Annotated in this window: 23 protein-coding genes and 1 pseudogene; 15 read left to right on the forward strand and 9 right to left on the reverse strand. The window is 70.1% G+C overall.

The features are described from left to right. Positions 1-86: 86 nt before the first annotated feature. Complete coding sequence (locus ACUZ2Y_RS03955; protein ID WP_476326979.1) at positions 87-1,064, reverse strand: tyrosine-type recombinase/integrase; 978 nt, start codon at positions 1,062-1,064, stop codon at positions 87-89. A 113-nt stretch (positions 1,065-1,177) separates the two neighbouring features. On the opposite strand from ACUZ2Y_RS03955, the gene ACUZ2Y_RS03960 reads away from it, so the two are divergent. Further along, positions 1,178-1,621, forward strand: coding sequence for an N-acetyltransferase family protein (locus ACUZ2Y_RS03960; RefSeq protein WP_476331581.1), 444 nt, complete (start codon positions 1,178-1,180; stop codon positions 1,619-1,621). Positions 1,622-1,969: 348 nt separating this feature from the next. Here the strand turns inward: ACUZ2Y_RS03960 and ACUZ2Y_RS03965 are convergent, their stop codons facing one another. Further along, positions 1,970-2,383, reverse strand: a complete 414-nt coding sequence (locus ACUZ2Y_RS03965) for an STAS domain-containing protein (RefSeq protein WP_476326981.1) — start codon at positions 2,381-2,383, stop codon at positions 1,970-1,972. 335 nt (positions 2,384-2,718) lie between these two features. Here ACUZ2Y_RS03965 and add point away from each other — a divergent pair, with 335 nt between their 5' ends. Continuing rightward, positions 2,719-3,699, forward strand: a complete 981-nt coding sequence (gene add / locus ACUZ2Y_RS03970; protein WP_476326983.1) for an adenosine deaminase — start codon at positions 2,719-2,721, stop codon at positions 3,697-3,699. A gap of 94 nt (positions 3,700-3,793) precedes the next feature. Next, positions 3,794-4,051: a hypothetical protein gene (locus ACUZ2Y_RS03975; RefSeq protein ID WP_476326985.1), complete on the forward strand. Its 258-nt coding sequence runs from the start codon at positions 3,794-3,796 to the stop codon at positions 4,049-4,051. On the opposite strand, the gene ACUZ2Y_RS03980 is transcribed toward ACUZ2Y_RS03975, so the two are convergent. Further along, positions 4,052-5,269, reverse strand: coding sequence for an MFS transporter (locus ACUZ2Y_RS03980; RefSeq protein ID WP_476326987.1), 1,218 nt, complete (start codon positions 5,267-5,269; stop codon positions 4,052-4,054). A 79-nt stretch (positions 5,270-5,348) separates the two neighbouring features. Here ACUZ2Y_RS03980 and pdxR point away from each other — a divergent pair, with 79 nt between their 5' ends. The 8 genes from pdxR to ACUZ2Y_RS04020 all read left to right on the forward strand — a co-directional run bounded on the left by pdxR (position 5,349) and on the right by ACUZ2Y_RS04020 (position 13,591). Then, positions 5,349-6,761, forward strand: a complete 1,413-nt coding sequence (gene pdxR, locus ACUZ2Y_RS03985) for a MocR-like pyridoxine biosynthesis transcription factor PdxR (protein WP_476326989.1) — start codon at positions 5,349-5,351, stop codon at positions 6,759-6,761. A gap of 16 nt (positions 6,762-6,777) precedes the next feature. After that, positions 6,778-7,740, forward strand: coding sequence for a helix-turn-helix transcriptional regulator (locus ACUZ2Y_RS03990; RefSeq protein ID WP_476326991.1), 963 nt, complete (start codon positions 6,778-6,780; stop codon positions 7,738-7,740). 98 nt (positions 7,741-7,838) lie between these two features. After that, positions 7,839-9,032, forward strand: coding sequence for an RNA-guided endonuclease InsQ/TnpB family protein (locus ACUZ2Y_RS03995; protein ID WP_476326993.1), 1,194 nt, complete (start codon positions 7,839-7,841; stop codon positions 9,030-9,032). Between the two features lie 77 nt (positions 9,033-9,109). Continuing rightward, entirely contained in the window at positions 9,110-10,021 is a 912-nt protein-coding gene (locus ACUZ2Y_RS04000; RefSeq protein WP_476326995.1) for a sucrase ferredoxin, read from the forward strand. An 86-nt stretch (positions 10,022-10,107) separates the two neighbouring features. After that, positions 10,108-10,299: a hypothetical protein gene (locus ACUZ2Y_RS04005; RefSeq protein WP_476326997.1), complete on the forward strand. Its 192-nt coding sequence runs from the start codon at positions 10,108-10,110 to the stop codon at positions 10,297-10,299. 29 nt (positions 10,300-10,328) lie between these two features. Continuing rightward, positions 10,329-11,447, forward strand: a complete 1,119-nt coding sequence (locus ACUZ2Y_RS04010; RefSeq protein ID WP_476326999.1) for a winged helix DNA-binding domain-containing protein — start codon at positions 10,329-10,331, stop codon at positions 11,445-11,447. 9 nt (positions 11,448-11,456) lie between these two features. Continuing rightward, positions 11,457-12,137, forward strand: coding sequence for a methyltransferase (locus ACUZ2Y_RS04015; protein ID WP_476327001.1), 681 nt, complete (start codon positions 11,457-11,459; stop codon positions 12,135-12,137). A gap of 56 nt (positions 12,138-12,193) precedes the next feature. Beyond that, a complete protein-coding gene (locus ACUZ2Y_RS04020) occupies positions 12,194-13,591 on the forward strand; it encodes an MFS transporter (RefSeq protein ID WP_476327003.1) in 1,398 nt (465 codons plus the stop codon). Here the strand turns inward: ACUZ2Y_RS04020 and ACUZ2Y_RS04025 are convergent. From ACUZ2Y_RS04025 to ACUZ2Y_RS04035, 3 genes are all read right to left on the reverse strand, one after another. Continuing rightward, entirely contained in the window at positions 13,585-14,850 is a 1,266-nt protein-coding gene (locus tag ACUZ2Y_RS04025; RefSeq protein WP_476327005.1) for an SPFH domain-containing protein, read from the reverse strand. The genes ACUZ2Y_RS04020 and ACUZ2Y_RS04025 overlap by 7 nt on opposite strands. Before the next feature lie 36 nt (positions 14,851-14,886). Then, the gene (locus ACUZ2Y_RS04030) at positions 14,887-15,312 is read right to left on the reverse strand and encodes an NfeD family protein (protein WP_476327007.1); all 426 of its coding nucleotides are present in this window, start codon (positions 15,310-15,312) and stop codon (positions 14,887-14,889) included. 70 nt (positions 15,313-15,382) lie between these two features. Next, on the reverse strand, positions 15,383-16,201 hold the full coding sequence (locus ACUZ2Y_RS04035; RefSeq protein ID WP_476327009.1) for a DUF3097 domain-containing protein: 819 nt from the start codon (positions 16,199-16,201) through the stop codon (positions 15,383-15,385). 373 nt (positions 16,202-16,574) lie between these two features. Between ACUZ2Y_RS04035 and ACUZ2Y_RS04040 the strand changes: the two are divergent. Further along, positions 16,575-16,892 (forward strand): annotated as a pseudogene (locus ACUZ2Y_RS04040) (RNA polymerase sigma factor); the annotation flags it as partial. 4 nt (positions 16,893-16,896) lie between these two features. Further along, positions 16,897-17,802: a VOC family protein gene (locus ACUZ2Y_RS04045; protein WP_476327011.1), complete on the forward strand. Its 906-nt coding sequence runs from the start codon at positions 16,897-16,899 to the stop codon at positions 17,800-17,802. Here the strand turns inward: ACUZ2Y_RS04045 and ACUZ2Y_RS04050 are convergent. From ACUZ2Y_RS04050 to ACUZ2Y_RS04060, 3 genes are read right to left on the reverse strand one after another with little or no spacing between them, the layout of a single operon-like run. Then, complete coding sequence (locus tag ACUZ2Y_RS04050; RefSeq protein ID WP_476327013.1) at positions 17,799-18,107, reverse strand: hypothetical protein; 309 nt, start codon at positions 18,105-18,107, stop codon at positions 17,799-17,801. The two genes, ACUZ2Y_RS04045 and ACUZ2Y_RS04050, sit on opposite strands and share 4 nt — an antisense overlap. 1 nt (position 18,108) lies before the next feature. Further along, a complete protein-coding gene (locus tag ACUZ2Y_RS04055; RefSeq protein WP_476327015.1) occupies positions 18,109-18,903 on the reverse strand; it encodes an SCO1664 family protein in 795 nt (264 codons plus the stop codon). A gap of 6 nt (positions 18,904-18,909) precedes the next feature. Then, positions 18,910-19,476, reverse strand: a complete 567-nt coding sequence (locus ACUZ2Y_RS04060) for a DUF3090 domain-containing protein (RefSeq protein ID WP_476327017.1) — start codon at positions 19,474-19,476, stop codon at positions 18,910-18,912. A gap of 112 nt (positions 19,477-19,588) precedes the next feature. Between ACUZ2Y_RS04060 and ACUZ2Y_RS04065 the strand changes: the two genes are divergently transcribed. Beyond that, positions 19,589-21,526 (forward strand): prolyl oligopeptidase family serine peptidase, encoded by a 1,938-nt coding sequence (locus tag ACUZ2Y_RS04065; protein ID WP_476327019.1) that lies wholly within the window; start codon positions 19,589-19,591, stop codon positions 21,524-21,526. Next, on the forward strand, positions 21,523-22,431 hold the full coding sequence (locus ACUZ2Y_RS04070; RefSeq protein WP_476327021.1) for a S66 peptidase family protein: 909 nt from the start codon (positions 21,523-21,525) through the stop codon (positions 22,429-22,431). The genes ACUZ2Y_RS04065 and ACUZ2Y_RS04070 overlap by 4 nt, the downstream gene beginning before the upstream one ends. The last annotated feature ends 33 nt before the right edge of the window (positions 22,432-22,464 follow it).

Genomic DNA, 22,464 nt, shown 5'->3' on the forward strand with positions numbered 1-22,464 from the left:
ACGCCCTGACATGCGAAAAGAGGCCCGCGCAGCAGCGGGGGATACCGGAAGGAGTCTTACTGGGGTCTTACGGCCCTAGAGGGCTCCTAAAGGGCAGGGTCCGGATCGGACAGATCAGCCAAGACCCGGTACGTCCGATTGCTCGCCGCGGCGGCCCGGCGATGGGTGCCGGTCGCCTCGATGTAGTTCTGGCTCGTGTTCAGACTCGCGTGGCCCAACAGGGTCATGATCTCCACCGCGTTCGCCCCATCCTCGGCCAGCCGGGTCGCGAACGTGTGCCGCAGAGCGTGCAGATTTGCCCCCGCAGGAACCCGGTCGTGCATCCCGGCCCACCGGAAACACGACTTCACCAGGTAATCCAGCGCCCCACGCCCGATCGCGGCCCCGTCAGAACCCAGCAGCAGCGGCGACTCGGCGGTGAACCGGGCCGAGAACCGCTCATCACAGGACGCCACATAGGACTCGATCACCCGCTCCAACGGCGCCTCGATCGGAATCGACCGCTCCCGGTTCCCCTTGCCGTGCACGAACAGCCTGCGCTCACCGGGACGGCCCACCATGGCCGACCGGGTCAGCGCCCGCATCTCCGAGGCCCGCAGCCCCGCCACCAGGCCCAGCGCCAACACCAGCAGATCCCGCTCCGGCCACGCCGCCCGCGACCGCCGCGCCCCCGACGCGATCGCCGAGAGCAGCTGCTCCGGTGTGGACTCCCCGCGCAGCGGCTTGGGGGACAGGGGAGCGGCCCGCGGCCGTCCGATCGCCCCCATCGGATTGCCCGGGCACAACCCGTCGGCCACACAGAACTGGAAGAACTGGTTCCACGTCGACCAAGCGCGCGCCACGGAGCTCTTGGCGTGGGTGTCGGCGAACACCCCGAACGCCGCCCGCAGCGGCTGCGCCGACACCGCGACCAACTCGATGTCCGTGACCTCGACCTCCAACACCGCCGCCACCTGGGCGGAGACGCCCGCGAAGTCCCGCCGATAGGCCGCCGTCGTGTGCGGAGAGTCCTTACGCGTCCGCCTCGCGACGAAGAACGCCTCCTGGGCGTCGATCAACTTCACGGTTAGTACATACAATGTGACACCGACAAAAACCCAATCCGCCGCGACCGGGGCAAGGAAATGGAAGGCTGGCGCCGAACAGCAGTTGTCCAAAAGGAGTGCTTGTGACAGACGTGAACATCCGCCGCGCGACCATCGACGACGTCCCGGCCATCGTGGGCCTGCTCATGGACGACGCGATCGGCGCGACCCGGGAGTCCGCGGATGACCTGACCCCGTACAAGGACGCCTTCGCGGTCATCGACGCCGATCACCATGAGTTCCTGGCCGTAGCGGAACGTGACGGCGAGATCGTCGGGACGTTCCAGCTGTCGTTGCTGCCGGGTTTGTCCCGGATGGGCGCGTTCCGGGCGCAGGTGGAAGCCGTGCGCGTGGCCGCGTCGACACGGGGAGAAGGTCTGGGGGAGACGATGATGCGCTGGGCGATCGAGGAGGCTCGCAAGCGGGGCTGTGTGATGCTGCAGCTCACCTCGGACAAGGCCCGCCAGGACGCCCACCGGTTCTACGAACGCCTCGGCTTCAGCGCGACGCACGAGGGCTTCAAGCTCTCCCTCTGACCTGGATCACCAAGTTGATCTTTCATGCATAATAGGCATTATGCATGAAACATACGTTCGAGAGGGCGTCGGCTGACTTCGGGGCATGGGTGGCCTCAAGCCGTCTCGCACAGATGCTCTGCGCGTCCGCGACACGCGCCCCGCACGCGCTCGGTTCGAACTCGCCGATGAACGATGAGTCTCGGAATCGCGCTGAGGCGCCTCCTGGAGGCCTTTTCGGACGTCCCGGCGTACCACCCTAGAAACGTCACAGTGACGTTTCTGCCCTGGGTCAGCGGACCTCGAACTCGATATCTCGTAAGTTCGATAATCGACATTATGTAAAGTAGCGGGGCTGGGCCCCCCGACTCAGGCGATCAGCCAGCTCGACGTTCCGTGCGGAAGGGGTTCCTTCACCTGCGGCGTCGTGGCCGTGATGGTGACGTCCTCGTCGAGGTGGGTCATGTGCAGGCAGGCCAGCACCGGTCCGCACGCGAGCACCCGCAGGGTGCGGCCGTGTCTGGCGCACGCCCGGTGCGCTCGAACCAGTGTGGCGGTGCTCGCCCAGCTCAGGAACGTGACCGACGTGAGGTCGATGACCACCCGTTTGGTGTCAGTGTCGTCGGTGCAGGCGGCCATGATCTGGTCGTACCAGGGGCCTTCGGTGGCCAGGTCAATGCGGCCGGAGGCGGCGATGGACACGGTGCGGCCCGTGCGTTCGACGGTGATCTTGACGGCGCGGCGGGCCTGCTCGGCCGGTGTCCGTGCGAACTTCAACGCCACTGCGGTGTCCCCTGTTCTCCGGCGGAGTGCGCCCTACTCCCCCTTGATCAGTGTGGGCCCGGAAAGGTTGCCAACGATTTCCTATTTGTTTCGACCTGCCATGCCCAGGGCGGACGTGGTAACGGTTGAGGCATCCACCACCGTCACCCGCGGCTGGCGCTCGCACGCCGCCGACGCTCCCTGGCACGCGCGTTCGCGGCCCGCCAAGCCTCTGACCTGCTCTTTTGTCAAATTAGCTCAACCTCCACTTGAGGCTTTCGCCACTTAACCTTCTAGTTGAGGTTGAAGGGGGAATTGGGGTGCGGCGAGCCGCCGCGGTTCCTACGGTGGGCCGGATGCGGTCACTGATCGATCTCCCCAAGGTTCATCTCCACGTCCACCTGGAGAGCACCATCCGCCCGGCGACACTGGTGGAGATCGGCGCGGGTCACGGGATCGAGGTGCCGCCGGAGGTGTCGGACGGCCCGTTCGCGTTCGATGGGTTCCGGGCGTTCGCTGATCAGAACTCGCGGGTGCGGGAGTGTCTGCGCGCCCCGGAGGACTTCCGTCGGATCGCGGTGGAGTTCTGCGCGGACGAGGCCGCTCAGGGCGCGCGGTACGCGGAGGCGATGTTCACCGCGGCGTCGCACGGTGAGCGGTTGGGTGATCTGGAGATGCCGTTGGCGGCGGTGTTGGACGGGTTGGCCGAGGGGCGGCGGCGGTTCGGCGTCGAGGTCGGGCTGATCCTGGACCACTCTCGGCGGCGGTCGGTCGAGCGGGCGTGGCGGTCGCTGGGGTTGGCGGCGCGGTTCGAGGCTGTGGTGGGGGTCGGGTTGGCCGGTGATGAGGCTTATCCGGCGGCGCCATTCGCGGAGGTCTTCGCGCGGGCCCGGGAGTTGGGGTTGCGGGTGGTGCACCACGCGGGCGAGTGCGGCGGTCCGGACAGCGTGCGGGAGGCCGTGCGGGTGGGGTCGGCGGAGCGGATCGGGCACGGGATCTCGGTGTTGGCCGACCGGGAGGTGCTGGCCGAGGTGCGGGATCTGGGGCTGGCGCTGGAGGTGTGTCCGTCGTCGAACGTGGCGTTGGGGTTGGTGGGGTCGCTGCCGGAGCACCCGCTCCCCCGGCTTGTCGCCGCCGGGCTGGTGGTCACGCTGAACACGGACATCCCGAATGTCACCGGGACGACGTTGACGACCGAGTTCGAGCTGGCCCGGTCGGTGTTCGGCTTCGACGACGAGGTGTTGGCCGGGTTCGCCCTGGCGTCGGTCGAGGCGTCGTTCGCCCCGGATGGGGTGAAGCGTGAACTGCTGGCCGGAGTCGCTGACTGGCTCGGGTGACGGGTGCGTGTCGGTCCCGGTTTTGTCGGTGCCCGGTGCTACGAATGTGATGGGAGACACAGGAAGACACCAGAATTTCGCCGGGAGGTGCGCGATGACCGAGGACGAGCGGCGGGCGTTGGACCATGCCGCGGCGGGATCGGTGTTGTTCCACAGTGGACTATGGGGTGTTCCGATGGGTTTCCTGTGGGCTGGTGCCGACGGCGCCCCGGCGGGGCAGGTGCCGCAGTGGGAGTCCGACGCGCTGACGTTGTTGGAGCGGCGTGGTCTGGTGGTGATCCTTCCGGGGGTGGGCACGCGGGACGCGCGGGTGGAGGCGACGCGGGCGGGGACGCGGTTGCTGACGTCCTGATCAGGCGGGGACTGGGAGTGCGCGGGTGCGTTCGGCCCAGCGGACCGCGGGTCCCATGGCGATGCCCGCGGCGAGGAACAGCGCCCCGAGAGTGAGCCAGCCCGCGGTGCCCCAGGTGAGGATCATCGTGGTGAGCAGCAGCGGGCCGAGCATGCGGGCGATGGCGAATCCGGAGCCGAAGAACCCCTGGTACTGGCCGTGCTTGTCGGCGGGGGCGAGGTCGAAGCTGACGGCGTAGGTGCCTGCGCTGTGCAGCATCTCCCCCAGCACCTGCAGTGTCGCCGCGCCGAGCAGGACGGTGGCCGCCACCCAGGGTGAGGCGCCCGCGGCGGTCAGGGCGAAGGCGGTGCACGCGGCGAGCAGGATGGCGCCGCCGTGGCGGATGGAGCGGGTCGCGGTGCGCAGGTCGGTGACGCGGCGGGCGAGGCGCACCTGGAACAGGACGACGCCGATGGTGTTGAGGACGAGCAGGGTGGAGACCATGGCGGTGGGTGCGTTGGTGCGTTGCACGATCCACAGCGGGATCGCCAGGTTGATCAGTGGGATGTGCAGTTGCAGGACCATGTTGAGCAGGGCGACGACGGTGTAGGGGCGGTCGCGGAGCACGGCGAGCCGTGGCTCTCCCGCGGTGGCGGTGGCCCCGGGGACGGCGGGTGCGGCGCGCAGGATGAGCGCGCAGGCGAGGAAGCCGATGGCGTCGACGGCGAAGACCGCGAGGTAGGCGGCGGCGGTGTCGAGTTGCAGGGCGAGTCCGCCGAGCGCGGCGCCGACGGCGAGGCCCGCGTTGAGGGTGGACTGCAGGTGGGCGCGGACTTCGGTGCGCCGGGTGGGGTCGATGGTGCCTGCGAGGAGGGCTTGGCGGGCGGCGGTGAGGCCGCACTGGCACACGGCGTAGACGATGGCGGCGGCGATGAACAGCGGGTAGGACCGCACGACGAGGAACGCGCTGATGGCGATGGCGGTCGCGACGGCGAGCGCGACGGCGATGCGGCGGGGTCCGTGTCGGTCGGCGACTTGGCCGAGCCAGATTCCGGCGAACATCCCGACGCCCCAGCCGAGGGTGAGGCCGAGTCCGATCTGGGCGGCTGAGAGTCCGACGACGCGGGTGAAGAACAGGGCTGAGGTCACGTAGAAGGCGCCGTCGCCGACGGAGTTGGTGAACTGGGCGAGCGCCAGGGTCCTCGCGGGTCCCGCCGGGGGGATGATCCTGCTGGTCATAGGACTAATCTAGGGATCGGATTGGCTAGGGATAAGCTCCAATTCGAACCGTTCTGACTGGGCCAATATGGAGGTGTCGGTGGACATCCATGTGACCTTGTCGGGTCGGGGTGACCTGGCGGCGCAGATTTACCGGCAGCTGCTCGACGCGGTGCTTGATGGGCGGTTGCGTCCGGGTGAGCGGCTGCCGCCGAGCCGTGAGTTGGCGGTGCGCCTGTCGGTGTCGCGCAACACCGTCGGGGTGGCCTATGACCGGCTGACCGCCGAGGGGTTCCTGGTGGGCCGGGTCGGTGCGGGCACGTTCGTGTGTGATCGGCCTGCGACGCGGTCGCGGTCGGCGCGGGCGTCGGCGGAGGTGCTCCCCCGTGCCCGGTGGCGGTCGGTGCCCGTGGAGTCGCCGTCGTGGGAGCCGCGGTTCGACTTCCGGGTGGGTGTGCCGGATGTGGATCTGTTCCCGTGGGCGACGTGGCGCAGGCTGGTGTCGGCGAGTCTGCGGCGCTCGGCGGTGCGTTCCGCGGATTACGCCGACCCGGCGGGTGAGCGGGTGCTGCGGGAGGCGGTGGCCCGGCATGTCGGGTTGGCGCGGTCGGTGCACGCGGGGCCCGACGATGTGGTGATCACCCAGGGCGCGCAGCAGGCGCTGGACTTGATCGCGCGGGTGTTGATCGACCCGGGTGACGTGGTCGCCGTGGAGGAGCCTGGGTATCTGCCCGCCCGGCGGTTGTTCGCCGCGCATGGCGCGCGTGTGGTCGGTGTGCCGGTGGATGCCGAGGGGTTGGTGGTGGCGGCGCTGCCGTCGTCGGCGCGGGTTGTCTACACGACTCCGTCGCACCAGTTCCCGCTCGGCATTCCCATGTCGGTGGCGCGGCGGGCGGAGTTGTTGGCGTGGGCTGGGCGTCGGGGTGCGGTGGTGGTGGAGGACGACTACGACAGTGAGTTCCGGTTCTCCGACCGTCCGCTGGAGCCATTGCAGAGCCTCGACGGGCAGGGGCGGGTGGTCTATGTGGGGACGTTCTCCAAGACGTTGCTGCCCGCGCTGCGGTTGGGGTTCCTCGTCGCTCCCCCGGCGGTGCGTCAGGCGGTGCGGGCGGCGCGGCAGCTGTGCGACTGGCATGGGGAGGTGACCGGGCAGCTGGCGTTGGCGAAGTTCATCGATGAGGGGCTGCTCGCGCGGCATGTTCGGCGTGCGGGGCGGGAGTACGGGCGCAGGCACGCGCGGATCGTGGGGGTCCTGGAGCGGGATTTCGCCGGGGTGGCGAGGGTGGTGCCGTCGGCGGCGGGACTGCATGTGTTCGCGGAGACGCCGGCGGCGGTGGACGCGGCGGTGGCGGCGGCGCGTGGGGTTGGTGTGAACACTGTGGAGGGTTTGTGTGAGCACACCGGTGGGCGGTCGGGGTTCGCCTTGGGGTTCGGGACCATCCGGTATGAGGAGATCGACGAGGGCTTGGCCCGGTTGCGGGAGTGCCTGGCGGACACTGGTTGTCCGCAATAGCTGAGAGACTGACACCGTGTTGGAAACCTCGGCCCGCCTGTTGCGGCTGCTGTCACTGCTCCAGACCCGGCGGGACTGGTCGGGTGCGGACCTGGCCGACCGGCTCGGGGTCACCGACCGGACTGTGCGCCGCGACGTCGACAAACTTCGTTCCCTGGGCTACCCGGTGCACGCGGTCACCGGCACCGCGGGCGGCTACCGGCTCGGCGCCGGGGCCGACCTGCCGCCGCTGCTGCTTGATGACGAGGAGGCCGTGGCGGTGGCCATGTGCCTGCGGACGGCGTCCGGGGGCACGATCGCGGGTATCGAGGAGACCTCGGTGCGGGCGCTGGCGAAACTCGAACAGGTGTTGCCCTCGCGGCTGCGCAACCGGGTGCATTCGCTGCAGTCGATCACCGTGCCGATCCACCGCGGCGGTCCGACGGTCGATCCGAGCACGCTGACCGCGATCGCGAACGCGTGCCGGGACAACGAGCGCCTGCGGTTCGACTACCGCAACCACGACGGTGAGGAGACGCTGCGCAGTGTGGAGCCGCACCGGCTCGTGCACACCGGGCGCCGCTGGTACCTGGTCGCGTTCGACGTAGACCGCGACGACTGGCGGACTTTCCGGGTGGATCGGCTCACCCCGCGCGTCCCCACCGGCCCGAAGTTCGTCCCGCGTGACCCGCCGGACAAAGACCTGGCCGCTTACACCAGCTACGGCTTGTCCAACGCCGCGTACCAGTACCAGGCGGTCATCACCCTGCATCTGTCCGCGCAGGCGGCCGCGGAGCACGTCTCGCCGTCGGCCGGGGTGCTCGAACCGATCGACGAGAACACCTGCACGCTGCGGGTAGGTGCGAATCATCTCGACGGGATCGCGGTGTGGATCTCGATGATCGGCTGCGAGTTCGAGGTGCGCGAACCCCCGGAGTTGATCGAGCGCCTGCGCGGTCTGGCGGACCGGATCGGTCGAGCAGCCGACACCTCGAACTGAACTTCACCAGGATCCACCGAGGATGCTCCCTGTGTTCAGGCCTGGGGTCTCACCGGTGTCTACCGATTCTGTCGGTGCTGGTCGCTAGGTTGATCGGCATGTCCCGGTTCCGACTTCAGCCGACACCCGCTCAGGAGCGGGTGTTGTTGGAGCATTGTGGGCATGCCCGGTTCGTGTGGAATCTCGCGGTGGAGCAGCACGCTCACTGGCAGTCGGGGCGCAAGGCCGCGCCGGGGTTTGTCGAGCAGTGTCGTCAGTTGACGCAGGCGCGGTCGGCGAACCCGTGGTTGGCGGCCGGGTCGGTGGTTGTACAGCAGCAGGCGTTGAAGGATTTCGCCCAGGCGATGGCCAACTTCTTCGGCCGGACCCACCGGCGCCCGACCTGGCGCCGACGCGGACGGGCCGAGGGATTCCGGATCGTGGCGGTCAAACCGGGCGATGTACGACGGGTCTCCCGCAAGGTCGGCGAGGTGAAGGTGCCCAAGGTGGGGTGGGTGCGATTCCGCTGGTCACGTGCGGTCGCCGACGGTGTGAAGTCCTACCGCATCACCCGCGACCAGGCGGGGCGCTGGCACGCGGCGTTCGCCATGGTGCCCGAGCCCATCGCCGGACCGGGCACGGGTGCGGCGGTGGGTGTGGATCGAGGCGTCGCGGTGTCGGCCGCGCTGTCCACCGGAGAATTGCTGACCGTTCCCACCCTCCGCGACAGCGAGAAGGCCCGCCTGCTGCGGCTGCAACGCAAACTCGCCCGGGCCCAACGCGGCTCCAACCGGCGCGGCAAGGTCAAAACTGCGATCGCGAAGCTCAAGACCCGCGAAACCGACCGGCGCAAGGACTGGGTCGAGAAGACCAGCACTCGCCTGGCCCGAGACTTCGACGTGATCGCAGTCGAAGACCTCAAGATCACCAACATGACCCGGTCGGCGAAAGGCACCCGGGAAGCGCCGGGTCGCGGTGTGCGGCAGAAGGCGGGCCTGAACCGGAGAATCCTCGCCAACGGGTGGGGGCACTTGGTGACCCGCGTAGAGCACAAGGCCCCGGCGCGGGTGGTAAAAGTCGACCCGCAATTCACCAGTCAGCGTTGCTCGGCATGCGGGACCGTGGACCGGGAGGCGCGCGAGAGCCAAGCCGCCTACCGCTGCCGGTCCTGCGGTTTCGCCGCCAACGCCGACGTGAACGCGGCACTGAATATTCGATTCGCGGCAGGGTATGCCGTGACTGCACGGGGAGGCCCGCCGTTGGGCGAGCCCGCGAGCCGTGAACCTCAACGTCACCACCTCCTTGTGCGGTAGTCGCGTTGGAATCCTTCTGCTTCAGCCGGAGGAGGATGCCAAACGGACGGCGGTATGCGCGTGAGAGTCTTGGGCCGATGGCGACGACTCCCCCGGCGCTGCCCGACACCGCCTGCTCGGTGCTGTCCCGCACGCTGAACGAACCACTCGCGGGCACGGCCGCGACCGCGGCGACCTGGCTGTGCCTGGAACAGCCCGGCCCGTGGGGCCGCGACGCCCTGCGTGAAAGCCACCTCGACCCGGCCGTCGGCGCCGAACTCGCCGACCGGGCCAAGGGCACCGGTGTGCGCGTCGTCCTCATCCGCCGTCCCGGCAGACACCCCGACCGGCACACCCCGAGGCCCGCGCGCGTCTACCTCGCGCACACCGCGCCGGGCCGCACCCAGCTGCGGGCGGGAGCGGTGGTCGAGGCGAAGCACCTGCTCGACCACGACTTCGCCGCCTGGGGCGCGGGCGACGTCGAAGACTTCGGGACGGCGCACGCGGGTCCCCTGCTGCTGGTGTGCACCAATGGGCGCCGTGACGTGTGCTGCGCGCTGCTGGGCCGCCCGATCGCGGAGGGTCTCGCTGTCGAGCATGGGGACGCGGTGTGGGAGGCGACCCATCTCGGTGGGCACCGGTTCGCGCCGACCGCGTTGCTGCTGCCCACGGGGTATGCCTACGGCGCCTTGGACCCGGGGTTCGCCCACGGGCTGCTCTCCGGTGTCGGCGTCGCCACCGAGCGCTGCCGTGGCCGGTCCACCTGGGGTGCGCCCGGTCAGGTCGCCGAACTCGCCGTCCGCGACCACCTGGGCGTTCGCGGCGCCGATGACCTGGTCGTGGGTGCCCCCGAGCGCGGTGACGGTGACTGGCTCATCCCGGTGACCCACCGTGACGGCCGGGTGTGGCGGGTCGCGGTCAGCGAACGCCTGGAGCCGGTCAACCGGCCCGCGAGCTGCGGCGCGACGCCGGGACCGGCCGTCACTCATATGGCCCATAGGATCATGTGATAGTCGGTTGGTATAGGCCAAGCCGCGTTCCCACCAGGCATGATTGCGAAGAGGTTTCGTGGACATGGCAGGGAAAGGGACGGCACGTGACGCAGCAATGGACCGGGTTCGAGGTCCGTCGGGGCCGCCTGCAGCACGTCGGCCTGGTCCGCATCCTCCGTCGCGCCACGCTCGACCGCCGCGAGTGTGACGAGCAGTCCGACCGGTTCGACCCGGCCGACTTCGTCCGCTGGAGCCGCGGCCTGCCCCGGCCCCGGCCCTCCCTGCAAGCCAGGTAACTGTCGGTTCCCTGCGTCATCATGGGTCGGTGGACGTCGACCGCACCCGAGTTCTGGCCTACCGCATCGCCGCGCACGGCCTGCACCGAGACACCGAGCGCTGCGCTGACCTGCCGGTACTCGACCTCGGCATCCAGGACGCCGGTGCGTCTTCCCCGCGCGTGGCCATGGCGGCCCGGCTTCCCGGCGGCGCCGATCTCGACGACCCGGCGTTAGGCACGGTGTGGACTTTCCGTGGTGCGCCGCACATGGTTCGCCGCGCCGAGGTGGCGACCATGGCCGCCCGGTTGTGGCCGCGAAGCGACGCGGACGCCATCGCCCGGCTCAGCGGCGCGGGTGTGGTGTTCAAGAAGGCGGGCATCCCGGGGTTGACCGCGTTCACCGCGGGCGCGGAGGCGATGCGCGCGGTCGTCGACCGGGAGAAGACCCGCGGTGAGGTCAGCACTGAGGTCACCGCCCGGCTGCCCGCTGAGTACTCCTACGACTGCCGCACCTGCGAGGCCACCCACGTCTACGGCAGCCTGTTCCAGCTCGTCGGGCTGGCCGCGGGGGTCGAAGTCCACGGCCAGTCCCGCCCCACGATGCTCAGCCCGCTGCCCGGGCGGCACCGGGTGCCGAAGAAGACCGCGGGCGCCGGGTCGCTGATCAGCGCCTACCTGCGGCTGCACGGGCCCGCGGGCAGAGCCGAGGCCGCCGCGTTCCTGGAGACGACCAGGACCGAGGCCGCCGCGATGTGGCCCGACGGGCTGGGCGAGGTCACCGTCGACGGGCGCACCGCCTACCTCCCCGAGGACGCGGTCGCCGCGCTGCGCGACGCGCCGGACCCGCGGCTGGTGCGGCTGCTGCCCCCGTTCGACCCGCTGCTGCAGGCCCGCGACCGCGACCTGCTCGTGCCCGACGCCCTGCGCCGCAAGGAACTGTGGCGTCCCATCGGCAACCCCGGCGCCGTGCTGGCCGACGGTGAGATCGTGGGCGCGTGGCGGGCCAAGGCGACGGCCCGCAAGGTCACCATCACGGTGACCCCGTTCCAGCGGTTGACCAAACCGATCACCGCGGCGATCGAGGCCGAAGCCGAGCACGTCGCGCGCGCCCGAGGGGTTGCCGACGCCGTCGTCGGCTCGCCTAAAACCGGTGGCGGGCACGGTTAGGTTCGAAGGATGGAACACCAGCCGACCATGGGCCCTGAGGACGTCGCCCGGATCGAACGCTGGCACGAGTCCGCGTACCGCTCCGCGCAGGTCGACACCGACCAGACCTTCGACTACCTGGGCCGCACGTTCGTGGTCCCGCCGCGCGTGCACCCGATCACCCCGGTGTCGCACCTGCTGGGCCAGGCGGTGCTCGACGAGGTCACCTCCGCTGACCGGGTTCTCGACATGGGCACCGGCTGCGGAGTCAACGCCGTCCTCGCCGCGTCCCGCTCCACCGACGTCACCGCCGTGGACACCAACCCGCACGCCTTGGCCGCCGCGAAGGCCAACGCCGAGCGCAACGGTGTCGGCGACCGCGTCCACGTCCGCCAAAGCGACGTGTTCAGCGATGTCTCCGGCGTGTTCGACCTGATCGTGTTCGACCCGCCGTTCCGCTGGTTCACCCCGCGCGATCACCTCGAGAACGCCAGCACCGACCCCGGCTACCGGGCGCTCAACGCGTTCTTCGCCAACGTGGGCGACCACCTGGCCGACGACGGGCGCATGCTGATCTTCTTCGGCACCTCCGGCGACGTCGACCACCTGCGCGCCCAAGCCGCCGGGTTCAGCGTGAAAACCATCGCCACCCACGGGATCGACAAGGACGGCTGGCACGTCGACTACTTCACTTTCCGAATGACCCGATAGTTGTCGGTGCGTCCCGACACAATCGGGACCACACCCACCACCCGACGGAGACACCGATGCCCGACCAGGGCGACGCACCCACCACCGCCGCCGAGCAACCCGACCTCGCGACCACCGCGGCACCCAAGCAGCTGCCGCGCGTGCTGCGCCCGTTCCGCACCCCGGCCTACCGGCGGCTCGCGCTCGCGTTGGTGCTCAACACCTTCGCCCACGGCGTGTGGATCGTGGCCCTGGTGTGGGAGGTCATCCGCATCGGCGGCGGCCCGGCCCAACTGTCGATCGTCTCCACTGCCTCGGCCATCGGCGTCCTGCTGCCCGCGCTGCTCGCGGGTGTTGTGGCCGACCGGGTCCCGCAGAAGACGATCCTGCTGTGCGTGGCCGCGATCGAACTCGGCGGCATGACCCTGGTCGCGTTGCTGTCGCTGACCGGCACCACGCAGATCTGGCACCTCGCGGTGGTCTCGTTCATCACCGGCATGGGCATGGCGTTCTACTACCCGGCGTACTCGGCGTGGCTGCCCGCCCTGGTGCCCGAGTCGGACCTGATGGCCGTCAACGGGTTCGAGGGCATGGTCCGCCCCACCATCGGCCAAGCCGCCGGACCGGCCGTGGCGGGCATGGCCGTCGGCGCCTTCTCCCCCGGCATCGCCGTCGCTCTCGCGGCCGCCACCGCGGCCTTCGGGTTCGTCGCGTTGACCGCCGTCCCGAAAACCGTCGTCCGCCGCGAGATCGACCCCGACGCCGCCCCCGTGCACCCGGTCAGGAGCGCCCTGACCGACATGCGTGAGGGCTTCGTCTACATGGTCCGCACACCCTGGCTGCTCGCGACACTGCTGTTCGCCAGCGTCATGGTGTTCGTGATCATGGGCCCGCTTGACGTGCTCGTCCCGTTCCTGGTCAAGGACCGCCTCGGCGGCGGCCCGGACGACCACGCCTGGGTCCTGGCCGCGTTCGGCATCGGAGGGGCGGTCGGCTCGCTGACGATGGCGTCGCTGCCCATGCCCCGGCGGTACCTCACCACCATGAACCTGACCTGGGGTGTCGGCTGCCTGCCTATGGTCGTGATGGGCATGGCCACCCAGGTATGGGTGGTCGTCGCGGCCGCCTTCGTCCTCGGCGCGATGTTCTCGGCGCCGATGGTCATCTGGGGAACCTTGCTGCAACGACGGGTGCCGCCCGCGTTGCTTGGGCGGGTCGCGTCACTGGACTTCTTCGTGTCCATCTCGCTGATGCCGGTGTCGATGGCCGTGGCCGGGCCGGTGTCGGAGGCGATCGGGTTGACGAACACGTTCCTCATCGCCGGGCTGGTGCCCGCGGTGGTGGCGGCGGTGGCGATCGTGTGGGCGAAGCTGCCTCAGGACGAACTCGCCCATCCTCTGCGGGACAGACCTCCCAACGCACTCCGGCCCCTACTCCACCAGGAAGAGGGGCCGGAATCACATCCGCGTTACTGACCAGGCTGCGGTGGCGGCCGCATGGCCTGAGTGCGCTCACTGTCCGGGGCCGCGATCGGGAACTGCATCCCCGGCATCGGTGACTGCGGCACCGACGGACCGATACCCGCAGGCTGCTCGTACGTCTGCTTAGGCGCGGGCGGCACCGGCGACCCAGCGGATACATCGGCGTCGACCACGGCTTCCGCCTTGCGGACCGCCTCAGCGATGCGCGCGTCGGTGGAGGTGTCGAACCATTCGGCGATTGCCGCGTCGTCGTCCTCCGCGCGGGAAGCCTCCGGGTCCGGGGCCGGGGGCTCGTAGCGGAAGACGCCGTCTTCGCCGGGGGCGCCGAGCATGCGGGCGAAGCCCTCGAGGGACTTGTTGAAGTCGCTGGGGATCAGCCACACCTTGTTCGCGTCGCCCTGGGCCATCAGCGGCAGGGTCTGCAGGTACTGGTAGGCCAGCACCTCCGGGGTGGGGCGGCTCGCCTTGATCGCGGCGAACACCTTCTCGATCGCCTTCGCCTGGCCCTGCGCCTGCAGGTACCGGGCGGCCCGCTCACCCTGGGCGGCCAGGATGCGGGACTGGCGGTCGGCTTCGGCGGCCATGATGGTGGCCTGCTTGGCGCCCTCCGCGTAGAGGATCTGGCTCTGGCGCTGGCCCTGGGCGGTCATGATCGCCGCTTCCCGCTGGCCCTCGGCGTTGAGGATTATGGCGCGCTTCTCACGGTCGGCGCGCATCTGCTTCTCCATCGAGTCCTGGATGGAGGGCGGCGGGTCGATCGCCTTGAGCTCGACGCGGGCCACGCGGATGCCCCAGCGGCCGGTCTCCTCGTCGAGCACCCCGCGCAGCTGGCCGTTGATCTGGTCACGGGAGGTCAGCGTCTGCTCCAGGCTCATGCCACCGACGACGTTACGCAGCGTCGTGGTGGTGAGCTGCTCGACGGCGATGATGTAGTTGGAGATCTCGTACACCGCGGCCCGCGAGTCGGTGACCTGGAAGTACACGACCGTGTCGATCGAGACGGTCAGGTTGTCCTGGGTGATCACCGGCTGCGGCGGGAACGACACGACCTGCTCGCGCAGGTCGATGCGGGCCCGAACCCGGTCCAGGAACGGGACCAGGAAGTTCAGGCCCGGCTCGGCGACGGTGCGGAAGCGCCCCAGCCGCTCGATGACCGCCGACTGCGCCTGCGGGATGACCAGGATGGACTTGACCACGACCGTGAGCACGAAGAGCACCACGAACACGGCGACGATGATGGTGGTGGGATCCACCGGTACCTCCAATTTTCGGCGCGACGATGCGCGCGATTACAGACGCTCGGCCCAGACCACCGCGGTCGCACCGGAGATCTCCACGACCGTCACGGCCGTGCCCGGTTCCAACACCTGCGACTCGTCGAACGCGCGCGCCGACCACTCCTGGCCCTTGAGCTTGATGCGCCCGCCGTTGACGTCCACTGTGGACACCACGGTGGCGGTGCCGCCGATGTGCGCGGCCACGTTGTCCGGGATGTGCGCGCCGTGCATCCGGGCCTTGAGCCACGGCCGGGCCACGGTGATCAACCCGAGCGCCGTGACCGCGAAGACAGCGGCGGAGACGAAGGTGTTGCCGAAAAGAGCCTCGGCCCCCGCACCGGCCAGCGCCGCCGAACCGATCATGAGCAGGAAGAAGTCACCCGACAGGATCTCGGCCGCGATCAGGACGATTCCAGCGATGAGCCAAATCAGCGCCATGGGCACATCGTGACAGATATCCGCGACCCGCATCGGCTGATCGGACCAACTCGAACCGTGTCGTGACCAGTCAGTTCTCCCCCGGGTCGGTGACGAAGTCGATCAGCCTTTCCACGGCCCCCACCAGCGGCGGTTCCAGGTCGCGGAACCCGGTGACCGCGGCCCGCACCCGACGCCACCCGTCGGCGGGCTCACCCCAACCCAGGGCGTCACACACCCCGACCTTCCACTCGATCCCGCGCGGCACCGTGGGCCACGCCGCGATCCCGACGACCGACGGTTTCACCGCCGCCCACACGTCCACATAGGGGTGACCGGTGACGAGCACGTTGTCGTCGCGCAGCCCGTCGACGACCCGGGACTCCTTGCTGCCCGACACCAGGTGGTCGACCAGCACCCCGAGGCGCCTGCCCGGGCCGGTGCCGAACTCCGCGACCCGGTCGGCGAGATGGTCGATGCCGTCGAGGGGTTCGACCACCACGCCCTCGACCCGCAGGTCGTGCCCCCACACCAGTTCCACCAACTCGGCGTCGTGGATGCCCTCCACCCAGATCCGGCTCTCCCGCGCGGTCCGCGCGCGGTGACCCTGCACCTTCACCGACCCGGACGCCGACACCTTCGGCGCGCTCGGCGCCGGCGCGGCCGGTGGGCGGATCAGGGTGACGGGGGCGCCGTCGAGGAGGAACCCGGCCGGGTTCAGCGGGAAGAGCCTGCGCCCGCCGCGGCGGTCTTCGAGCACGACGTTGCCGTACTCGAAGCCGACGACCGCGCCGCAGAACCCGCTGGCCGGGTCTTCGACCACCACGCCAGGTTCGGCGAGCACCTCGGGGATCTGCTTGCGGGCCCGCCCACCGGAGAGGATGTCGCGGCCATAGTCATGTGAGCGCACGCCCGCCAAGGTAGCGAGCCCACCGCCGGCGCGGGGCCAGGCACGCCGCCAAGCCCTCCACCCGCGAGTCGCCCCTCCAGGCGAGTGAGTTCAACATTCGCGCGGCACGAATGGCGAACTCACCTGCCCGAAAGGGCGACTCGTTTGTCTGGAGGGGCGACTCGCGGGTGGTGCGAAAGAAAGTCCGGGGTGCACCCGTTGGAGTCGTGCCCCGAGCGACGATGGGGAGGTGAGCACGCGGCCACGGTGGTACCGCGCTCGCCGCCCCCATCCAACTGGACCTAAGGGGACCGTGACGGAACCCGACCACGGTGCCCACCAGACCGCCCCATGAGACGCTAGGTGACTAACCCAAAAATTTCGGGGAGGCGGAACAGCGGGCTGGCTCATCGGGGTGGCTCGGCACAAGCTCGCCGACCACTGGCGGCGCGAGGAACGCGGGCTGGCGGCGCTCGACGGCGAGACAGAGCACGTCGAGGACCCGTGGGAGGTCCACCTGGACGTGATGGCCGCCCGCGACGTTCTCGCCGAACTCGGCCCGCACCACCGGGCCGCGCTCACCCTGCGGTACCTCGACGGGCTGCCGGTTCCCGAGGTCGCCGACTGCCTCGGCCGCACGGTGCACGCCACCGAGGCGTTGCTCGTGCGCGCGCGGGGCGCGTTCCGCAAGACCTACCAGGGGAAGGAGGGCTGGCATGACCGATCCGATGGACGCCCTCCGCGCACCGATCCAGCCGGTGGACCCGGACCCGATCTTCGCCGACGACCTGCGTGAGCGCCTGCGCCGCGCGGTCCTCGGCCCGACAGGAGCGAGTGAGATGACCGCACAGAAGACCAAGACCGTGGTTCCGGAAAGCGAACTGGGGTGGGGGCCGACGCTGAGCCCGTACATCGCGGTGAGCGACGCCCGCGCCGCGATCGACTGGTATATCGAGGTGTTCGACGGCCACCAGCGCGGCGAGGTGTACGAGATGGAGGGCGGCGCCATCGGGCACGCCGAGATCGGCATCGGCGACGCGGTGCTGATGCTCGCCGAGGGCGGTGTCGGGGAGGTTCCGGTGGCCGCGCCTGATTCGCCGCGCACGTTCAGCACGACCTTGCACGTGCAGGTCCCGGATGTGGACGCCACGGTCACGCTCGCCGAGCAGCGGGGCGCGGCGATCGAGCGGCGGCCTGAGGACCAGCCGTATGGACGGGTGGCGGCGTTTGTCGACCCGTTCGGCCACCGCTGGCTGCTCAACACGCCACCGCCCACGGCGACGCGCCACCGTCCTGGTGAGGTGTCGTACACGACGATGGTCGTGGCTGACGACGAGAAGGCGAAGGCGTTCTACGGGGCGGTGCTGGGCTGGGAGTTCGAACCCGGGTCACTCCCCCACGCGTGGGGAGTGCCGGGGCTTGCCGACTTCGGCATCTGGGGCGACCGGTCGCAGCGACCCGAGGTGCAGCTCTGTTACCGGGTCAGCGACCTGGAGGCCGCGCTGGAGCGGGTCCGCGCCAACAACGGCACGGCCGAGGAGATTCAACGCAAGCCGTACGGGCTGCTGGTCGAGTGCGCGGACGACCAGGGAACCCGGTTCCAGCTGTGGGAAGCGCCTTAGACGGTGATGAAGGTCCGGGAGAACGTGCCCGGAATGGGCGCGGTGTCACCGCCGCCGGAGACGGCGACGTTGGTGTAGGTGACCGACAACATGACCTCTCGCTGTCCACCTGGGCAGTTCAGGGTAGCGCTCGGCGACACCAGGGTGAGCGACCCGGAGACCTTGCCGTACTTGCCGGAGGTGAACTCACCACTGGCGCTGACCGGGCTGCTGACCTCGGTCTTCTTCCGGTCGGACGGGAACTTGCCGCCCCTGTTCTGGCACGCGTTCACGGCGGTGGCATCCGCCATGACTACTGCGATCACGTCAGAACGCGGGCCATGGGATCGGGCGGAGTTCGGGGTCTGGCCTCGGGTAGATCGGGGCGGCCAGCAACCGTGTCACCCGGGAGCGCAATGCCTTGATCTCACGCTTCGTCAGGTGCGGCGACAACGCCTCGGGGAGATCCGCGTCCAAGGCGGTGCGCAGGGTGGCCAAGGCGTCGAGGGTGTCCTCGGGCAGCGGTTCGCTCGACCAGCCCCATAACACCGTGCGCAGCTTGTTCTCGGCGTGCAGGCTGATGCCGTGGTCGACGCCGTAGACGCCGCCGTCGGTGCTGTGCAGGACGTGGCCGCCCTTGCGGTCGGCGTTGTTGATCACGACGTCGAGGGCGGCGAGGCGGGCGACGTCGGGGTGGTCGGAGTGGACCAGGACGGCGGGTTCGCCTCGGCGGTCGTGGGCGCGCAGGATGGGGCGCCACCCGGTGGGCACCTCGTCGGGTGGGAGCACGTCGACGAGGTCGTCGCCGTCCTTGGTGTCGACCCACAGCTGCACCATGCCAGGGCCGACCGGGCCGTCGCGCAAGACCGTCGGGGGGATCAGCGCCAGCCCGGCCGCCTGCGCCACCAGGTAGGACGCGACCTCGCGGCCTGCGAGGGTGCCGTCGGGGAAGTCCCACAGCGGGCGCTCACCGGCGACCGGCTTGTACACGCACTGCGCCCGCACGCCGTCGAGTTCGACCGCGCAGAACAGGGTGGTGTTCGAGGCGTCGACGAGCCTGCCCTCGATGTCGATCGAGCCGTGCAGCAGTAAGTCCCCGGCGGCCGGGTCGGTGGGGCGCACGGCTGGTCAGGCCTCTTCGGTGCGGCGGTACCCGTTCTGCCGGGGACACACGTGCCCGGCCGGGTCCAGCGGTTCGGCGCACAGCGGGCACGGTGGGCGGCCGGCGTTGACGACCTTGCCCGCCCGGTCGGCGAAGGCGCGGGCCTCCAGCGGCGAGAGGAACACGCGGACGGCGTCGGGGCCTTCCTCGGTGTCGTCGAGCACGACCGACTCGTCGACCTCGCCCTCGGTGACCGCGAGCAGCTCGATGACGACGGCGCTGCTCTCGGCGTCCCAGCCCAGGCCCATGGTGCCGACGCGGAACTCCTCCTCGACGGGCACCTGCAGCGGGTCGGCGTCGACCTGGTCGTCGGGGACGTCGCCGGGCAGCTCCGCGCCGAAGCGGCGGTGGACCTCTTCGAGCAGTGAGCCGATGCGTTCGGCGAGGACCGCGACCTGCTGCTTCTCGATGGTCACGCTGACGGTGCGGGCGCTCTCGACGGCTTGCAGGTAGAAAACGCGGTCGCCGGGCTGCCCGACCGTGCCTGCGATGAAGCGGTCGGGCTGGCGGAAGACGTGGATCACACGGGCCATGGCACCCCAAACCCTATTGCACATCGTTGTGGCCGGCAGGCCCTGCCCCCGTCGGGAGGGTCACCCCTCCACGGTATCCGCTTCGGCGACGGTGATCGGTAGTGTCATCGCTGTGGTGAAGATCGCTTCGTATGGGACATGGGCATCGCCGATCGACGCGGCCGTGGTGGCGCAGTCGGGCCGACGCCCCGGGTGGACGAGCACGCACGCCTCCGGTGTGTGGTGGACCGAGAGCAGGCCCGCCGACGGCGGGCGCCTGGCCTTGGTGCGCCACGACGGGGCCGGGGCGCGGGATGTGGTCGCCGCCCCCTGGAACGTGCGCAACCGGGTCCACGAGTACGGCGGCAACCCGTATGTGGTCTTCGACGACATCGTCGCGTTCACCAACTGGGACGACCAGCGGATCCACACCGTCGACATCGAGGGCAAGGGTGAGCCCGCGCCGATCAGCCCGGTGCCGGAGCGGCCGCAGGGCGCGCGCTACGCCGACCTGATCGCCGGGCCGGACGGTGCGCACGTGTGGTGCGTGCGCGAGACCGTCACCGGGGACCGGCCGATCGATGTGCGGCGTGACCTGGTCGCCGTGCCGCTCTCCGGCGGCGAGCCCCAGGTGCTGGCCGCGTCGCACCATTTCATGACCGCGCCCAAGCCCAGCCCCGACGGCCGCTACGCCGCGTGGCTCGGCTGGGAGCACCCGGACATGCCGTGGGACAGCGCCGCACTGTGCGTCGCCGAGGTCCTCGCGGACGGCACGTTCGGCGCGCACCGCGTCGTGGTCGGTGGTGCCGGTGAGGCGGTGTGCCAGGTGGAGTGGGAGGCCGAGGACTCGCTGCTGGTGCTCACCGACCCCCACGGCTGGTGGAACCTGCACCGCGTCGGCCTTGACGGCACGGCGGTCAACCTCGCCCCCTGCGAGGAGGAACTCGGCGGCCCCCTGTGGATGCTGGGCTACCGCTGGTTCGCCCCGCTGGGCCGCGGCCGGTTCGCGGTGCTGCGCGGCGGGCGGCTCGCGGTGCTCGACGAGCGCAGCGGCACGGTCACCGACATCGACACCGACCTGCCGAGCTGGGCGTCGGACATCAGCGCCGTCGACGGGGTCGTCACCGCGGTCGCAGGCGGACCAGTGTCCGAGCCCGCTGTTGTGTCGCTGGACCTGTCCAACGGTGAGCTCACCGTGCTGTCCGAACCGTCGACCGGGATACCGGACGAGCGGTACCTGCCGCGCCCGGTCGAGCGGACGTTCGTCTCCGCCGACGGGCGGAAGATCCCCGCGTACGTGTTGGCGCCGACCAACCCCGACTTCGCCGCGCCCGAGGGTGAGCTGCCCCCGTATGTGGTGCACGTCCACGGCGGGCCCACCTCGGCCTACTCCCCTGTGCTGAGCCTGAGCCTGGCGTACTTCACCAGCCGCGGCGTCGGTGTCGTCGCGGTCAACCACGGCGGCTCCACCGGGTACGGCCGCGAGTTCCGCGACGTCCTCAAAGAACAGTGGGGTGTGGTCGACGTCCAGGACTGCGCGACGGTCGCGGCCGCGCTCGCCGCGGAGGGCACGGCCGACGTGGAGCGCCTCGCGGTGCGCGGCGGCAGCGCGGGCGGCTGGACGGCGGCGGCGTCGATGACCACGGTGGACACCTACGCGTGCGGCGCCATCCACTTCCCGATCCTCGACCTGTCGAGCTGGACCAGCGGCGGCGGCGAGACCCACGACTTCGAGTCTCGCTACCTGGAGGGCCTGGTCGGGTCGCTGCCCGAGCACGCCGACCGCTACGCCGAGCGCTCCCCGATCAACCACATCGACGAGCTCGCAGGCCCCGTGCTGCTGCTGCAGGGCCTGGAGGACGAGGTGTGCCCGCCGGAGCAGGCCAACCGGTTCGTCGCCGGGCTCGACGGCACCGGCATCCCGCACGCCTACCTGACCTTCGAGGGCGAGCAGCACGGGTTCCGCAAGTCCGAGTCGATCATCGCCGCGCACGAGGGCGAGATGTCGTTCTACGGGCAGGTCTTCGGGTTCACCCCACCCGGTGTGCCCGTGCTGGAGCTGCGACGGTGACGCGGTCCCGCCCACGCAGGCTCGGCCCCGGGTCGACGGTCGCCGTGGTGGCGCCCGCCGGTCCGGTGGACCCCGAGCAGCTGGAGCGGGGCGTGGCGGTGCTGGAGTCGTGGGGACTGCGGGTCGAGGTCGGCAAACACGTCCTCGACCGGCATCCCTCCCTGCCGTACCTGGCTGGGCGTGACGCCGACCGGGCCGCGGACCTGGTCCGCGCCTGGTGCGACCCGGATGTCGACGCGGTGTTCTGTGCTCGCGGGGGTTACGGGTGTCAGCGGATGGTCGACCTGCTCGACCTCGACGCGATGGCCGCGGCGGGCCCGAAGGTGTTCGCCGGGTCCAGCGATGTGACGATCTTGCACGACGAACTTGGAGCGGCGCTGAACCTGTCGACCTTGTTCTCGCCGATGATCGCGGGGCACTTGTTCGACTCTGCGGCGCAAGAGCATTTTCGGTCGACGTTGTTCTCACCGGAGTCTGTGCTTGAGCTGATCGGTCCTCGCGCTGCGACTGCGGGGCATGGGGTCGCTTCGGGTGTGACTGTCGGCGGGACGTTGAGCCTGATTGTCGGGACGCTTGGGGCGCCTGGATCTGCTCCGCCGCCGGATGAGTCGATCTTGCTGCTGGAGGATGTGACCGAGAAGCCCTATCGAGTTGATCGGATGCTGACCCAGCTGCTTCGGGCTGGGTGGTTTACCGGTGTTTCCGGGATCGCGTTGGGGTCTTGGGCTGGGTGTGGTGACGTTCGGCCGGTGGTGGCGGATCTGTTGGGCAGCTTGGGTGTGCCGATGGTGTGGGAACTCGGGTTTGGGCATTGCCCTGGGCAGCTCACCGTGCCGCTCGGGGCTGCGGCTGTGCTGGACGCCGATAACGGGACTTTGACGCTCTCTTCGCCCGCGCTCGTTTAGAACTCGTTTAGATGAAGGTCGGCGGTGGGGGTC

This window comes from Actinokineospora sp. UV203 (genome assembly GCF_056323665.1).